The 15,264-nt window shown below is 65.0% G+C and carries 10 protein-coding genes and 1 pseudogene; 5 read left to right on the top strand and 6 right to left on the bottom strand.

Going from position 1 to position 15,264, the window contains the following annotated elements:
* Positions 1-8 precede the first annotated feature (8 nt).
* Positions 9-1,166: an acyl-CoA dehydrogenase family protein gene (locus LEL84_RS22520; RefSeq protein WP_058251440.1), complete on the top strand. Its 1,158-nt coding sequence runs from the start codon at positions 9-11 to the stop codon at positions 1,164-1,166.
* A gap of 74 nt (positions 1,167-1,240) precedes the next feature.
* Here the strand turns inward: LEL84_RS22520 and LEL84_RS22515 are convergent, their stop codons facing one another.
* Positions 1,241-2,107, bottom strand: a complete 867-nt coding sequence (locus tag LEL84_RS22515) for a type IV toxin-antitoxin system AbiEi family antitoxin domain-containing protein (RefSeq protein WP_226512804.1) — start codon at positions 2,105-2,107, stop codon at positions 1,241-1,243.
* A 227-nt stretch (positions 2,108-2,334) separates the two neighbouring features.
* Here LEL84_RS22515 and LEL84_RS22510 point away from each other — a divergent pair, with 227 nt between their 5' ends.
* The 3 genes and pseudogenes from LEL84_RS22510 to LEL84_RS22500 all read left to right on the top strand — a co-directional run bounded on the left by LEL84_RS22510 (position 2,335) and on the right by LEL84_RS22500 (position 6,454).
* Positions 2,335-3,147 carry an SGNH/GDSL hydrolase family protein gene (locus LEL84_RS22510; RefSeq protein WP_413466995.1) on the top strand — a complete coding sequence of 271 codons (813 nt, stop codon included), beginning with the start codon at positions 2,335-2,337 and terminating at the stop codon, positions 3,145-3,147.
* Positions 3,148-3,179: 32 nt separating this feature from the next.
* Positions 3,180-4,511: pseudogene (locus tag LEL84_RS22505) on the top strand (ABC-F family ATP-binding cassette domain-containing protein); the annotation flags it as partial.
* Positions 4,512-4,645: 134 nt separating this feature from the next.
* Positions 4,646-6,454 carry an ABC-F family ATP-binding cassette domain-containing protein gene (locus LEL84_RS22500; RefSeq protein ID WP_119297048.1) on the top strand — a complete coding sequence of 603 codons (1,809 nt, stop codon included), beginning with the start codon at positions 4,646-4,648 and terminating at the stop codon, positions 6,452-6,454.
* Between the two features lie 90 nt (positions 6,455-6,544).
* Here LEL84_RS22500 and LEL84_RS22495 read toward each other — a convergent pair whose 3' ends face one another.
* Both LEL84_RS22495 and LEL84_RS22490 read right to left on the bottom strand, forming a co-directional pair.
* Positions 6,545-6,781, bottom strand: coding sequence for a hypothetical protein (locus LEL84_RS22495; protein ID WP_119297042.1), 237 nt, complete (start codon positions 6,779-6,781; stop codon positions 6,545-6,547).
* A gap of 9 nt (positions 6,782-6,790) precedes the next feature.
* Positions 6,791-7,156, bottom strand: coding sequence for a sulfate permease (locus LEL84_RS22490; RefSeq protein ID WP_119297043.1), 366 nt, complete (start codon positions 7,154-7,156; stop codon positions 6,791-6,793).
* Positions 7,157-7,365: 209 nt separating this feature from the next.
* On the opposite strand from LEL84_RS22490, the gene LEL84_RS22485 reads away from it, so the two are divergent.
* The gene (locus tag LEL84_RS22485) at positions 7,366-8,379 is read left to right on the top strand and encodes a DNA-processing protein DprA (protein WP_225984160.1); all 1,014 of its coding nucleotides are present in this window, start codon (positions 7,366-7,368) and stop codon (positions 8,377-8,379) included.
* A gap of 113 nt (positions 8,380-8,492) precedes the next feature.
* Here LEL84_RS22485 and LEL84_RS22480 read toward each other — a convergent pair whose 3' ends face one another.
* From LEL84_RS22480 to mobF, 3 genes are all read right to left on the bottom strand, one after another.
* The gene (locus tag LEL84_RS22480; protein ID WP_119297044.1) at positions 8,493-10,634 is read right to left on the bottom strand and encodes a DEAD/DEAH box helicase; all 2,142 of its coding nucleotides are present in this window, start codon (positions 10,632-10,634) and stop codon (positions 8,493-8,495) included.
* Entirely contained in the window at positions 10,610-11,494 is an 885-nt protein-coding gene (locus tag LEL84_RS22475) for a DUF1837 domain-containing protein (protein WP_119297045.1), read from the bottom strand. Before LEL84_RS22475 ends, LEL84_RS22480 begins: the two co-directional genes overlap by 25 nt.
* A 162-nt stretch (positions 11,495-11,656) precedes the next feature.
* The gene (mobF, locus tag LEL84_RS22470) at positions 11,657-15,214 is read right to left on the bottom strand and encodes a MobF family relaxase (protein WP_162909124.1); all 3,558 of its coding nucleotides are present in this window, start codon (positions 15,212-15,214) and stop codon (positions 11,657-11,659) included.
* Between the last annotated feature and the right edge of the window lie 50 nt (positions 15,215-15,264).

The following is a 15,264-nucleotide window of genomic DNA, read 5'->3' as shown; positions in this document are numbered from 1 at the left end:
AGGGACCAATGCAGCGTCGCATCTTCACCGAGGACCATGAGTCCTTCCGCAAGACCATCCGTGACTTCATCGCCAAAGAGGTCGCGCCGGTGTACCACGATTGGGAGAAGCAGGGCCATCCGCCGCGTGAGTTCTACAACAGGCTGGGCGAACTCGGCGTCCTGGGCATCGAGGCACCCGAGGAGTTCGGGGGCGGTGGCGTCTCGGACTTCACCTATTCGATGGTGATCGCGGAGGAGACATCGGCGGCCGGTGTCACCTTCGGCAGTTACTCGGTGCACTCGAACCTGATCCTCCCCTACCTCGTCGAGTACGCCACCGACGAGCAGAAGCAGCGGTGGTTGCCCGGATTCTGTTCCGGCGAACTCATGTTCGCGATCGCCATGACCGAACCCGGCACCGGGTCGGACCTCGCCAACATCTCGACCACCGCCAAGCTGTCCGAGGACGGGTCGCACTACGTGCTCGACGGCGCGAAAACGTTCATCACCGGCGGCGCCTTGGCCGACCGCATCCTGGTCGTCGCCCGGACCGCACCGTTCGACGAGTCGAATCGTCGTGCGGGCCTGTCGATCCTGGTGGTCGACACCTCGTCGGAGGGTTTCGCCGTCGGACGCAGGATCGAGAAGATCGGCCTCAAGGCCTCCGACACCGCCGAGCTCTCGTTCAGCTCGGTCAAGGTGCCGGTCGAGGACCGGCTCGGCGAGGAGGGTGCCGGCTTCTCGTACCTGGCGCACAATCTCGCGCAGGAACGACTCACCATCGCCATCGGGGCGTCGGCCACCGCCGCCGCGGCCGTCCAGCACGCGATCGCCTACACCAAGGAGCGCGACGTCTTCGGCAAACCCGTTGCGGCGTTCCAGAACACCAAGTTCGTCCTCGCCGAGTGCTCCGCCGAGGTCGAGGCCATCCGGCAGTTCGTCGACCGCGCACTCGAACTCCACAACGAGGGTGAGCTCACCGTCCCCGATGCTGCTCGCGCGAAACTGTTCGCCACCGAGACCGCCGGCAAGGTCATCGACAAGTGCCTGCAGTTGCACGGCGGGTACGGCTATGTCCTGGAGTACCCCATCGCCCGGCTCTACGCCGACACCCGCGTCACGCGGATCTACGGCGGCACCAGCGAGGTCATGAAGACGATCATCGCCAAGGATCTCGGCCTGTAGGTGGTCCAGAGCTCTTCCAAAGTGCGGGATTCGTAACGGTTTCCAGTACGAATCCCGCACTTTGCGGAGGGTGATCAGACGGTCGCTCGTCGCACCTGCGACGCGACGTATCCCGGGCGTTCCACGAGATCCGCCCAGGTGAAGTTCAACACCGTCCAGCCCAGGGCGATGAGGGTGTTGCGGCGGGTGCGGTCGTGCTGGAACGCTTCGGCGTCCCGGTGATGAGCCATACCGTCGATCTCGACCGCCACCTTCCTCCCGACGAAGGCGAAGTCGATTTCGTAACCGGACACCGGGTGGTTGGCGACCCAACCCGCTATGTCGTGCTCGGCGAACAGTTTCACGGTCAGCCGTTCGGCAGCCGAACGGGCACCAGAACCGACGAGCACGAGCATCTTCGCCATCTCGGTTGCACCACGGCAGCGGCGCCGCCGCTGGTAGGTCTCGAGGAGAGCGTCAACCGTGACCTTCTTGTTCTGAAGTGCCCGGTCGAGTACGTCCATCTTTCCTTCAACGGCGCCTTCGAGGACGGACAACGGCACCGCGGTCACCGTGAGTCCCTTCTCGACCACGACGTCGGCCGCGTCGAGGGATCTCCGGATGACCACCGTCCCCTTCTCCGGCGAACCGTGCCAGCTTCGGGGAGCGGTGACGGTGATCGTCGTCGGCCGCTTGGTCACGAGGCCGTGCCACCACGCCGCCGCGAGTCCGCTGAGAACGGCGTCCGCGGAGACCTGCAGGGTCGCCAGTCGGGTCCGGGTCCGTGCGGTCACCGGATGATCGGCCAGGCGATAGACGCCGGAACTCGCACGAACCCACTCACCGGACTTCACCCGCCGGGCCACCGAGGCACGACTGAGACCGTGCTCGCGGGCCTGCGCCGCGGTGATCACGCCGTCGCGCGTGAGGATGAAGGTCCGCAACGCAGGTGCAGTAGCCATGTGGTTGTAGACGCACCCGGGATCGCGCCGGTTCCACTTCCCGCAGAGTGCGGGATTCGTGCCGGTTTCCAATACGGATCCCGCACTCTGTCGTCGGACCCGAGGTCGTGCCTTAAGATTCCCTGAGCAAACTCGGTGGGCAGTGGAAGCGGTGTTCGGTGGTAGGCAGGTTTCGGGGCGGGGTCCAGATCTTGGCGACGGTGCTGGTCACCGCGTTCGTGGTGTCGATGATGGCGGCGGTGGCCGCGCCCGCGCAGGCGGCCCCGACGCGCTACACCGGCGGTACCTACGTCGCTCTCGGTGATTCGCGTGCGTCCGGCAGCTTCTACACCCCGACGCCCGCCTACTTCGGCGGATGCAAGCGGTCGGCGTTCAACTACCCCACCCTCGTCGCCGCCGCGACCCTGCCGCGACGCTTCATCGACGCCTCGTGTGCGGGCGCGCAGTCGGCACACCTGCACCGGGCCCCGCAGCACACCAGCGGTGGCACGAAACCCATTCAGCTGCACCTGGTTCCGCGCGACGCCCAGCTGATCACCGTGAGCATCGGCGGCAACGACATGCGGTGGGGCGCGATCTTCGGCCAGTGCCGTACCCCGGCGTTCACCGACCGGCGCTGCCGCCACAACCGTGCCCTCGAGAACGAGGTCCGGTGGCGGATCGAACTCATGGAGAACCGCGTCACCCCCGCTCTGCGCGCGATCCGGAACAAGGCGCCGCACGCCCAGATCATCGTCGTCGGCCTGGGCGGCTTCATCGGGTTCACCGGGTGCTGGCCGCTGGTCCCGCTGAGTGACCCCGACGCCCGGTGGATGCGCAAGGTCTTCAACCGCGCCAACGGCGCGCTCTGGCGGGCGTCGACCAAGGTCGGCGGCACCTTCATCGACGCCAACCGAGGATCGGCGGGACACGATGCCTGCAACCTCATCAACCCCTGGTACGAGAGCGCGCTGTCGAATCGGATCGCGCTGCCCTTCCACGTCAACCAGGCCGGCGCCGTCGCGTTCGCGGCCATGATCAACGGGGCCATCCGCCGTTAGGCCGAGACCGGTCACCCACTAGCGTTTGTCGGGTGGCTCATCTACTCGGCGCGGAAACCCTAGGCCTCGAATACCCGACCACCAAGGTCTTCGAGTCGGTGTCCCTCGGGGTCAACGAGGGCGACCGGATCGGCATCGTGGGCCGAAACGGCGACGGTAAGTCGAGCCTGCTGGCGATGCTCGCCGGACGGATGCAACCCGATTCCGGTCGCGTCACCGTCCGCGGCGGCGTCCGCATCGGCGTGCTGGACCAGGTCGACGTCTTCGACGACGACGAGACCGTCGGGCACGCCGTCGTCGGCGACCGTCCCGAACACGAATGGGCGGGTGACGCGAAGGTCCGCGACGTCATTGGCGGGTTGCTCGGCGACGTCGAATGGACAGCGCCCACCAGTTCGTTGTCGGGTGGTCAGCGCCGCCGCGTGTCGCTGGCACGCCTCCTCGCGGGCGAGCATGACGTCCTCGCGCTCGACGAGCCGACCAACCACCTCGACGTCGAGGCCATCACCTGGCTCGCCGACCACCTGAAGCGACGCTGGCCGGCCAACGCCGGCGGACTGCTGGTGGTCACCCACGACCGGTGGTTCCTCGACGAGGTGTGCACGGTCACCTGGGAGGTCCACGACCGCATCGTCGAACCCTTCGAGGGTGGCTACGCGGCGTACATCCTGCAGCGGGTGGAACGGGACCGGCAGGCCGCCGCCATCGAGGCACGACGACAGAATCTCGCCCGCAAGGAACTGGCCTGGCTCCGCCGCGGCGCGCCGGCCCGGACGTCGAAGCCGAAGTTCCGCATCGACGCGGCCAATGCCCTCATCGCCGATGTCCCACCGGTCCGCGACACGGTCGCCCTGCAGTCACTGGCCACCGCTCGTCTGGGCAAGGACGTCGTCGACCTGCTCGACGTGTCGGTCTCCTACGGTGACCGCAACGTCCTCGACGGCGTCGAGTGGCGGCTGGCGCCCGGTGAGCGCACCGGCATCCTCGGGGTCAACGGCGCGGGCAAGTCGACGCTGCTCGGCCTCATCGCCGGAACCGTGGAACCGACCGGCGGCCGGGTCAAACGCGGCAAGACGGTCAAGGTCGCCACCCTGACCCAACGCCTCGACGACCTCGACCGGTACCTCGACGACCCGGTGCGGGTGGTCATCGCGCAGTTGCAGACCACGTACACCTTCGGTTCCGGATCGAAGGCACAGGAGCTGTCGCCGTCACAGCTGCTCGAACGGCTCGGCTTCGACGGCGCGCAACTCTCGACCCCGGTCCGCGACCTCTCGGGCGGGCAGAAGCGGCGGCTGCAGTTGCTGCTCATCCTGCTCGACGCGCCGAACGTGCTGATCCTCGACGAACCCAACAATTCGATGGGTTGTTCGTTCCGGACACCTCGATTCTACCGTCGTGGCAGGGCAACGTCACGCCCTGATGCTCGACGTCGGCTCCTTGGGAGACGGTATGGCGTGCCGTGTCGCACCGCGCCGGTCGGGAGGGGTGGTCGCTGATGGCTACACCGCTTCTGGGGGCCGAAGGGCTGCACTTGGAGTACCCGACGCGGGTGGTCTTCGACTCGCTCTCGGTCGGGATCGAGGAGGGCGACCGGATCGGGATCGTCGGTCGCAACGGTGACGGCAAGTCGAGCCTGCTGGGGATGCTCTCGGGGCAGATCGAGCCGCAGGCGGGTCGGGTGACCCGGCGCGGCGGCGTGCGGTTCGGCGTGCTCGGTCAGAGTGACGACCTCGATCCGGAGGCCACGGTCGGGTACTCGATCGCCGGCGACGCGCCGGAGCATGAGTGGGCCAGCGATGCCCGCATCCGCGATGTGATCGGCGGGCTGGTCTCGGATATCTCCTGGGATGCGGTGATCGGCCGACTCAGCGGAGGGCAACGGCGGCGCGTGGCCCTCGCCGCCTTGTTGGTGGGTGACTACGAGCTCATCGCGCTAGATGAGCCTACGAACCATCTTGATGTGGAGGGTATCGCTTGGCTGGCTGAGCACATGAAGCGACGCTGGCCCAAGAACAGCGGCGGACTGCTGGTCATCACGCACGATCGCTGGTTCCTCGATGAGGTCTGCACCGAGACGTGGGAGGTGCACGACGGCACGGTCGAGCCGTTCGAGGGCGGCTACGCCGCCTACGTGCTCCAGCGGGTCGAGCGAGATCGGATGGCCGCTGCGGCCGAGAGCAAGCGGCAGAACCTGATGCGCAAGGAGCTGGCGTGGCTGCGGCGAGGCGCTCCGGCGCGCACGTCGAAGCCGAAGTTCCGGATCGACGCGGCCAACGAGCTGATCGCTGACGTGCCGCCGGTGCGCAACCCCATCGAGTTGCAGCGGGTCGCTGTCGCACGTTTGGGCAAGCAGGTCGTGGACCTGGAAGACGCGAGCGTGAGCTTCGGGGACCGGACGATCCTCGATGACGTGACCTGGCGGATCGCCCCTGGTGAGCGCACCGGCATCTTGGGCGCGAACGGTGCGGGCAAGTCGACGCTGCTCGGACTGATCTGCGGCACCCTGGAGCCGACCGAGGGACGGGTCAAGCGGGGTAAGACGGTGCAGGTCGGCATCCTCGATCAGCAGTTCTCCCAGCTCGCCGATATCGGCGGTGACCGGGTGCGCGAGGTCCTGGCCCGCACCAAGACCACGTTCCAGATCGACGGGAAAGACCTCACCCCGGCGCAGCTGCTGGAACGGCTCGGCTTCGCCCGCGAACACCTCTCGGCACGCGTCGATGACCTCTCCGGCGGGCAGAAGCGGCGGCTGCAGCTGCTGATGCTGCTGCTCAGTGAGCCGAACTTGCTGCTACTAGACGAGCCTACGAACGACGTTGATGCGGACATGCTCGCCGCGTTGGAAGACCTACTGGACTCCTGGCCGGGCACGCTGATCGTGGTCTCGCACGACCGCTACCTGCTGGAGCGGGTCACGGACCAGCAGTACGCCATCTTGGACGACGGGCTGCGGCATGTGCCGGGCGGGGTGGATGAGTACCTGCGGCTGCGAGCCGCGCAGGAGCAGCAGGCCGTGACCCCGTCGCCGATGAGCGCCCAGGCCGCCGAACAGAAACCATCGTCGCCTTCGTCTTCGGAGTTGTCGGGTGCGGAGCGCCGGGCGGTGCAGAAGGAGATCGGCGCGATCGAACGCCGGCTGGAGAAGCTGTCGGGAAGCATCGACCGCATCCATCAGCGTCTCGCCGACCACGATCAGAGCGACTACGGGGGCCTGCAAGGCCATACCGATGAGCTGCGCGAGGCGGAGGGCGAGGTCGCCGAGCTCGAAGAGCGGTGGCTGGAGCTGTCCGAGTCGATCAGCTGACGGGCCAGGGCTCCCGCCCCGCAGACAGAGGTTCGCGCCTGCCGCTTCGTGAGCGACAGGCGCGAATGCTGATCCCGATGACCGGGGTGATCAGGCCTGCGGCGGTCTGTGCTCGTTTCTTGTTTCGGCGGGGGTGGGTTCTCGGTAGGTCTCGGGAACCTCTTCGGCGCGACGACTGGCTCGTGATTCTCCGATCTCCTGCAACGTGAGACGGATCAGCATCTCCGACAGCTTGTGCAGATCGGGTGGTTCGCGATGCACCGCCCTGATAGAGAAATGTCGTTCGTCGTACCGACGCCGCGAGGTCTTCTTCACGTACTTACCCATCGTGCACTCCTACGCCGAGACCGTCGGTTCGGCGATAACGTGCTCCCGAGAGTTACGCTCCGTGCGCCGCTCGGTGTGCTCGTGGATGCGCACGCGGGCAAGCAGAACCAGGCTGACGGGGCCGATCCAGAGCAACTTGAGCCCCGACCAGATCGCGACCAGCACGATGAGGTTGAGCCAGCCCGGCCCGCCGTCACGGATGATGACGGTCAGTAGGCTCGCGGCGTAGAGGTACGGGATCGCGAGCAGCATCGCCGGGATGCCCCACTTGAGGCCGCGACGGGTGCGGACCTTGTCGAGCACGATGTTGGTCGGCATCCGGCGGCGCATGAAGACGCGGATATGGATGCTGGCGAACCAGATGAGTCGGAACATGATGCCTCCAAGCACGCAACTGTGATGAGGCAGTACGTGTGGAGTGTCCCGAAGGACGGCCCCAAAAGGGGGCCTACATGGTGAGGGGCGAATCTGCCTCTGTGCTTCTCACTCTACGCCGCGCGTACGACGCGCGGTAGCCCCCGCGGGCCGTGCTCGGTCGCTGGCGGTGCACCTTGCCGGTGACCGTCTGGGAAGGGACACAGATCATGGCGAAGCTGGCAGAGCAGGCGAAGGGTGAGCGGCAGGCACGGATGATGCTGTCGATGATCGCCGAGCCTGACGACGCGGCCACCGGCCGCATCCTGCACCGACTCGGCGGGGTCGAGACGCTCCGGCTGCTCGAAGACGACCAGGCCGCGGTGCCGGAGATGAACCGCGCCGATGCGATCGCCTGGCTCAACCGCGTCGCCCCGCGCATTGAGGGCGACATCTCGGCACGAGTTGCGGAGGCGGAACGAGCCGGTATGTCCACGCTCATCCCGACCGATACGGACTGGCCGCACGCGCTCAACGACCTCGGCTCCCGCGCCCCGTACCTGCTGTGGACACGCGGGGCGACCTCCTTCCTCGCAGGCGCTCTCACGGATCGGGTCACGATGACCGGCTCCCGGGCGGCCAGCGAGTACGGCGTCCAGGTCGCCGGGCATCTCGCCGGAGACCTGGCCCAACAGGAGCGCACCATCGTCGCCGGCGGCGCCTACGGCATCGACGCCGCAGCACACCGGTCGGCACTCGCCGACGGTGGAGGCACGATCGCGGTACTGGCCGGCGGCATTGACCGTCCCTACCCGCGCGGGAACTCGGACCTGCTGGCCCGGATCGGCGATCTGGGGGTGCTGGCCAGCGAGGCTCCTCCGGGGGCGACGCCGACCCGGTGGCGGTTCATGGCCCGCGCCCGTCTGCTGGGTGCGCTCTCGGGCGCGACGGTGATCCCAGAGGCAGGCTTCCGGTCGGGATCGCTGCTGGTGGCAACAGAAGCCCACCGGCATAGCCGCGCCGTCGGAGCGGTCCCCGGCCCGGTCACGTCGGCGGCGAGTGCGGGTCCGCATGAGCTCATCAAGCGCGGACGCGCCGAGATCATCACCGATACCGCGGACGTGACCGCCCTGCTGGATTCGCTGGATGATCCAGGCCGGCTGCTGAACCGCCAGGCAGCCTATCGGCCGTTCGAGACTCAGGAGCCCGCTTCTTTCGGGTTGCCGACAATTCGTCAGTTCTAGGATCGCCACGCTGAAAACGTCGAGACCACACGGGCGAGAAGCCGTCTCTGTGGAGCGCAGTCATCCCGGCAGAGGTGCCCTTCACTCGGTTGATGGGTTGAGTGCAGCGGAAACTAAATCGTTGCCACTACTTCTCCGAGAAGCGAACGTTCAAAACTAGTAAGCGGTATTCTCTCTGTGCCACGCAACGCCTGAATTGCTTCAAGCATCTCATCGAGACTTCGGGAGTTCCCAAGTCCGCGTACCAACTGTCGCGATATCTCAAGAGGCAGGCCGTACTCCTCCAACGTAGTGAGATGCGGAGCGGAGAACATGCTCTCAACTCGGGCCGCGAAACCGTCGAATGACCCAGATTCCAATCCGCGCTCCTCAAGAATCTCGCTCACGACTACATCGAGCGCCCTCAACGCAGTGGGAAAATTGTGGTCTAGCCAGTACCGCACGAAATCGAACGCCGCCTCAATCTTCTCGTCAACGCTGGAAGATTGATCATGTTCGTTCTCAACAAACCCCGCGATAATGTCCTTCATTCGGCCTTCAACGAGAGACGCTTGATTGACTTGATAAGCGAGTTGCTGCGCGCTGTATGCGCCGTGCCCACGATGATACGAAGGAGGAATGTAGTTCCATATCAGTTCGCAGACTGCCCGAAGCTCCGCCCATTTTGGGTAGGAAGTAGACCACTGCAGCGGCTGAAGCCGTGACGTGGGCAGCGTGCGAATATGCTTCGCAAGCTCGGTTGCAGCTTCCGGTTCCACACCCTTTATCGAGCGCAGAACCTTCAGGCTAAGGCCCGACTCTTCTAATACAGGTGACACCCGCTCCCTGGTCTCGTCGCTCCAATCTCCTTCGTCGATCTGCACGAGTAGTGAACTCGGGGCAATATCGCTTTGGCTGACTCCAGGAATGTCAATCTCGGGAAACTCTCTCGTCGGGGCATCATGAAAGAGCACGATCTCACCCACGAAATGCTTAAACATTCTGCCAACACGGCCACGTATGTTGGCGAATGTGAAGTAGTTGTATGCCCTATTAGCAACTTTGCGATCAAGAATTATGATGCGTTTTGCTCGGGTATTGACTCCTTCGATCAGAGAGTTCGTGCAGACAAGCGTGTCAAGATCACCGTCTTCGAATCCCTGTACCATCTTTTGTGCGAGCCAACGAGGAAGGCGTCCATGATGCACACCCACTCCACGTCGCAGCGCTCTTGAGACAATCCAATCCGGATGGTAGTTCTCTTCGATCCACTCGGCTACTTCCGGTAAGCCCCGACTAACGGTCGCGCCACTTGACCGCTGTTCGATCAGCGCTTCCAAAACCTTTCGCGTCTTTGCTGGGCTTTGGCAATATACCAATGTGGGGTCACAGGACGAACCAATCAGTTCGGCTACTATCGCGAGGCGTTCTTCGTCGTTTGAAGCCTTGAGTTTTCTGGTGTCAGCAGCAACGGTGGAGAAATCAGTTCTGATGAAAGAAGCACGAAGGTTAGAAGGGAGGACTGATGCGAGGCCCTCCACGACTGGACCCGCAAAGTAAAACTGGGCGCCAGTCTTAGCGAGTCGCAAGAATGCCTGATTCAACATTGATGCGCGTTGTTCTAGAGTGCCTTCGCTCTCCTCCGCAAGCTTGTAGAACTCGTCAATGAAGAAGAAATCAACCGCAGGGAGTTGAGGAACCGCGAGCAACCGCTCCTGTGTCATGACCAGGATGTTGCGTTCACTCAACTCCTGGTTCGGGTGGGTGACAATCTTGTACTCACGAAATTGGGAGAGGCGTCGGCGGGTCTCATCCAGAAGTGCGATTGTAGGAACCACGAGTACCAGGTTCTTGTACCTGCCAGTTTGAACTAGTGCATCTATAACCACACTCTTTCCAAAGCTGGTTGGCGCCGAGAGAATTACATTCTCTCCTTCAACCAGGCGGTGAAATACTTGAGACTGAATGCGGTGGAAGACGGTCTCAGAGGCTGGGTTGGGTCGGTTCATTTCCATGATGACCGCATCCCGAAGAGAGTCATGGTCTGCACCTTGAACGGCATAGGGGTACAGTCCGTGCAGCATTGCTAAACTTCGAAGGATTTCGCCCTCGGGTCCCGTCCTACTGATTTTCTCAAGCGCTCGAATTACAAGATCCGTGCTTTCAGATCCGATGCCATTAATTGAAGTGAAAGCAGCAATATCGGATAGGATCTCAAACGCGTCGTCAACCTCACCGCGTAGCAGAGATGTCAGTTCTGCGTGAGAGCCTGCCATGCTTTCAACCTCCCATCGAAAGCGGACGTGAGTTCGGCCTTGGTGTCCATTGGGAAGAAAAACACGTGTGCCCTGATCTGACGAGGAAGTGTCCAGTTCTCGTACCTGTCTCGCAGACTCTTCCAGTTGTTCATGACCTCGGTTCGTAGATCAGCGAGGTACTCCTCAGTGCTCTCCTTGTGCCTGCCCGCAGCTTCGCTGTCATAGGAAATGAAGATAGGAACTACGACACTCTTGAATGTTCTGTCCAACGAGGTCTTTCGAGACAACAGCGCGGTGATCTTGTCCCGGTGAGGATAGTCGTCAGGAATCTTGTCGGTTATGGCGGCAAATTCGTACCGCAGGTAGTCGCGACTGAGATGTAGCTTCAGCTCATCATATATTGCGCTGGCTGCACCGTAGCTGTCTTTATAGAGCTTCGATTCGCCAAGCCAGAGTTCCAGTTCCCCGGAGGCTCCTGTATCGACAATGTGGGCACAGTCGAAACCTTTGACAGTGTCGTTGGCAGCGTCTTTGAAGTAGATCCGGGATATAAGTCTCGAACTTCCATAGAACTTGCGCAGAATCATGTGAAGGAGGAGTTCACCAATTTCTCCTCTTCTCTCAAAGTCAATGGTGGCGTAGACACGACTGAGAGCCTTCCCGAGCAGTGCTGTGCCAGTAGCGTGGTTGTACCCTTCCAGTTCTTGCGTAGGAAGAATCCAATCTGCTGCCCAATTGATCAGATCGACGCTGAGGTCATCGGAGCGCCATGTTCCATCTTCGAAACCGGCGCAAAACGTTGCAGATGGTAAGAGACTGTCGGTGTGATCTACGACGAGTTCAAGGATCGTCTCAGGAACTGGGAGCTTCGTAGCCATTGCCGACAGTTACCTCCGTGGATAGCTGAAGACGCTCAACGGAGGTGCCCATGAGGTCGAAGTTGCTGTCATAGCTACGCGTGCCGCAGCCATGCGGTTGAGTCACATCCTATCCTCTTCGGCTGTAGCCAAGAGGTCCTCTGGCGTGAGTGTCACCAGATGTCACAGGGATCGTTCTTGCCTCCTGACGCTGACAGAACGTTGGGCGACAGAGTCTCCGGTCTGAGGAGTATCCGCAGCTACCCGACGTATGGCTGCCGCTGCGCGGGCGCGGTCAATCTTCTGCGCCGCGCTCTGGGGTGCCGGGCCGAGTGGGGTGTCGTCGCTGATTTGATAGCGGTCGCGGTAGGCCGCGATGGTCCGGGCGTCACGTCGCCAGCGTGCCTGTTCGCGGTCACCGGACGGCGGGTCACCGAGCGGCTGGGTCCACGGTTCGCCGGTCTGGCGGGCGGTGTCGAGGATCGCGTCGGCGCGGGTCTCGATCAGCTCTCGTCGCTCGGTCAAGGCCTGGAGCATGTCTGCCGCGATCGGGCCCTGCACGTGCGGGATGAGGCCGGCGATCAGCCGCGGGGTCTTCCTCATGCGCCCCGACCCGGCCGGCTGGGCGGTGGCGCGTGCGAGACGGTAATGCATGACCTTGGCGATGTCCTCGGCGTCATCGAAGCCGCGAGCAGCCACCAGGCGCGGGAAGAGCGTATCGACGTCGTGGTGGTTGGCCTCGGCGCGGCGCAGCTCGGCAGTCAGCGCTCCGAACGCGACCGAGCCCAGCGTGGCGTCGGCCTGTTCTTCGGTCAGGCCCGAGTCGCGGATGAGGGCGGCCCAGCGGTCGTGTTGGGCGGCTGCGGCGATGGTTTCGTACTCGGCGGCGAGCTGGGCGATCGAGCCCCACTGGTCCTGCTCGGCGGTGATCGTCTCGTGCGCGGAGAGCTCGGCTCCCGAGTGCTGCAGCACTCCGTAGAGGACCGAGCGGCCGGTGGCTTCCTCGTTGTCCGAGGGGTGCGGTGCGGCGTGGTCGTCGGGGCGGTCGAGGACGACGTAGGCGTGGTTGGACTCGCGGCCGCGGGTCATCGCGACGTAGACGTTCTCACGGGTCGAGGACGGCTCGACCAGCACATGCGCGGTATCGACGGTGATGCCCTGCGCCCTATGCGCAGTGACGGCGTATCCCAGATCGACGTGCTCGGCCACGTAGTCGGCCGGCAGCACGATCGACCCGAACCTGCGGCCGGGCTTGCGGATCGTGATCGACCCGTCATCGCGCACGTCGGTGACCTGCCACCGCGCGCCGTTGCGCACCCATCCCCGGCCCGTGCCGGTGCGCAGGCGTCGATCGTTGCGGCGGGTGATGACCGTGTCCCCGACGCCAGCGGACGTGCCCTCGGCCAGTGCGACCTCCCGGCCGGGTTTGATCTTCCCGGCCAGGATGAGATCGGCGCGGGCCCTCGCGTTGAGCGCGGTCACGTCTTCACGGGTCTCGGCGATCAGCACCGAGGCCCGTCTGGCGTCGCGGTCGGCACGCCAAGCGGTGTAGGCGGCATCGATCATGTCCTCGGCATCGCCGTCGCTGATGCGGCCGTGACCTGCGTAGGTGTCGATCACGCGGGTGCGGCCGTGGCGCAGATCGAGGGAGGCGGTCTTCTCCCATTCGTGGACGAAGCGGTGCACGTCCACGAGCTCGGGGGCGTCGTCGCGGTCGGCCACGAGCATCCCGAAGCTCCCGCCCGCATCGACGGATTGGAGCTGTCCGTAGTCGCCGACCAGCAGCACTTTCGCGCCCGTCTCGGCTGCGAGGCCGGTGATGCGCTCCAGCGACAGAGTGCCCGCGAGGCTGGCTTCGTCGATGATGACGAGCTGCCCGGCCTGGAACGTCTCCCCGCGGAGAAGGTGGTTCTGCCACCACTTCGCCGTGTTCTCGGTCGCGATCCCGAGATCATCGCCGAGGACCTGCGCCGCCACGGCAGAGGGAGCCAGCCCGACCACGGTCCCGTGGCCGTGCTGCTTCTCCCATGCCCGCCGCAATGCCGACATGGCGGTGGTCTTCCCGGCACCTGCCGGGCCGACCAGCACGTCGAGAACACGGCCGGAGACCGCGATCTGGGTGAGCGCTGCGGCCTGGTCGTCGCCGAGCAGGCGCCCTTCCTGGTCGGGCTTCGCGGTGATCTTCTCGACCGTCTCGACCTCGACGGTCGGGCCGGTCAGGGTGCGGGAGCGTTCCAGGAGACGGTCTTCGGCCTCCAGCAGCACCGTGGAGGAGAACACGGTCGAGTGGCGGGGCCGGAACACGCTGGTGCCGTCTGGGCGGCGGAACGCGGCCGGGCTGGTGGCGAGCTCGGGCGGCGTCAGCCGCAGTGAGGCCTGCTCGGCGGCATCGGCGATCATCCCCACGATCGCCTCCCGGTCGCTGGCGGTCGCGAATCGCCATGCCATCGACTGCCGGCTCGCTTCGGAGTGCAGGTTCCATCGCCGCCAGGTCGAGCGTTTCTCGCCGACGACCTCGACCACCGCCTGCCCGAGCTCGGAGATCACCTCCAATGGCACATCATCTGCCCGCAACGGCCGCACCTGCTGCGCCTCGGCGAGAAGGCTGCCGGCCCAGCCGGTCGCGTCCTCACCCAGCAGTTGGCCGGCCCGGTCGCGCCAGCCAGCGGTCAGGTCGGCCAGGGAATGGACCTGCTTCTCGGGCCGGGTGGCGAGAGTGGCCTGGGCGCGCAGGCGCACGATCGTCCGTGCGGAGGGCCGGCGGCCGTGCTCGGCGGTGTAGGCGGCGATGAGCCGGTCGGTTTCGGCGTCGATATCGCGGGCGCGGGAGGAGAACTCCTCGACCAGCTCCTCGCTGACCCCGGTGATCTCCCACGCCGGGTTGCGGTCCCGGCCCCGATCCCGTGCCTCCCACTCCACGCCGAGCGTGCCGGTGAGGCGGTCGGCCAGGACCGCGTTGTAATGCTCCGAGAGCGCGACGACCGCCGCGTGCATCGGGCGGCCATCCAGTGACCGCCATCGTCCGTCCAACGCGGTCTGGACCTTGTTGGAGATCACGACGTGAGTGTGCAGCTGCGGGTCCCCGGAGCGGCTGTCGTAGTGATCGAAGGCCGTGGCGATCAGTCCGGTCACGTCGACCTGGGCGACCGCGCCGTCGGCGGCGGTGTAGCCGGTGCGGGTCGCGGCGACCTCGCGCTCCATGAAGTTCACGACCTCGGCGATCGCCTCGTGATGCGCCTGGGCGATCAGGGCCTGCGTGCCGGCGTCGGCCACGCCCCACAGCACGGAGACGGACTTCGGCACCGAGAACGTGTAGTCGAACCCCGCGACCGCACGGCGGTTGCCCCGCTCGATCTCCTCGGCCTCGATCTGGCTGATCTGCTCGGCACGCTCACCCATCCCCAGGCCGGGGTCGAGGTCGGCGGCGCGCTTCTCGATCCGGTCGGCGACCGAGACGTACCGTGGGAAGGCCCGCCCGAGCGGGTCGCCGCTGACGGGATCGCGGCCCATCCCGATCAGCAACTGCAACTGCGACTCCGAGACCTCATCGCCGAGAGCGATCCGCCCGTCTCCGAGGCCGCGAAGGGCCGACCCGATCCAAGTGCCCGGTGGTGTTCCCTCTTCCGTGTAATACCTGGTCAACGGGGTCGAGAGGGAGCGGTCGCCGTCGGCGGCGGCGATCGTGCGCATCAGGTACTTGTACCCGTCGCCCGCGCTCATCACCCGCATCGAGACCGTCATGCAGACCAGGTGGACAGACTCACCACGGCATCGGTGTGAGCCTCAATGCC

This window comes from Gordonia sp. WA4-43 (assembly GCF_020520305.1).
Classification (GTDB): Bacteria; Actinomycetota; Actinomycetes; order Mycobacteriales; family Mycobacteriaceae; genus Gordonia; species Gordonia hongkongensis.
Note: the sequence above shows the minus strand (reverse complement) of the source record. Positions and strands in the feature narration are given on the sequence as shown.

Excerpts from the sequence above, each read along its gene's own strand:
- LEL84_RS22475 (WP_119297045.1), bottom strand. The coding sequence starts at position 11,494 with ATGGCTACGAAGCTCCCAGTTCCTGAGACGATCCTTGAACTCGTCGTA.
- LEL84_RS22485 (WP_225984160.1), top strand. The coding sequence starts at position 7,366 with ATGGCGAAGCTGGCAGAGCAGGCGAAGGGTGAGCGGCAGGCACGGATG.
- LEL84_RS22515 (WP_226512804.1), bottom strand. The coding sequence starts at position 2,107 with ATGGCTACTGCACCTGCGTTGCGGACCTTCATCCTCACGCGCGACGGC.
- LEL84_RS22480 (WP_119297044.1), bottom strand. The coding sequence starts at position 10,634 with ATGGCAGGCTCTCACGCAGAACTGACATCTCTGCTACGCGGTGAGGTT.
- LEL84_RS22500 (WP_119297048.1), top strand. The coding sequence starts at position 4,646 with ATGGCTACACCGCTTCTGGGGGCCGAAGGGCTGCACTTGGAGTACCCG.
- LEL84_RS22510 (WP_413466995.1), top strand. The coding sequence starts at position 2,335 with ATGATGGCGGCGGTGGCCGCGCCCGCGCAGGCGGCCCCGACGCGCTAC.
- LEL84_RS22520 (WP_058251440.1), top strand. The coding sequence starts at position 9 with ATGCAGCGTCGCATCTTCACCGAGGACCATGAGTCCTTCCGCAAGACC.
- LEL84_RS22490 (WP_119297043.1), bottom strand. The coding sequence starts at position 7,156 with ATGTTCCGACTCATCTGGTTCGCCAGCATCCATATCCGCGTCTTCATG.
- mobF (WP_162909124.1), bottom strand. The coding sequence starts at position 15,214 with ATGACGGTCTCGATGCGGGTGATGAGCGCGGGCGACGGGTACAAGTAC.
- LEL84_RS22495 (WP_119297042.1), bottom strand. The coding sequence starts at position 6,781 with ATGGGTAAGTACGTGAAGAAGACCTCGCGGCGTCGGTACGACGAACGA.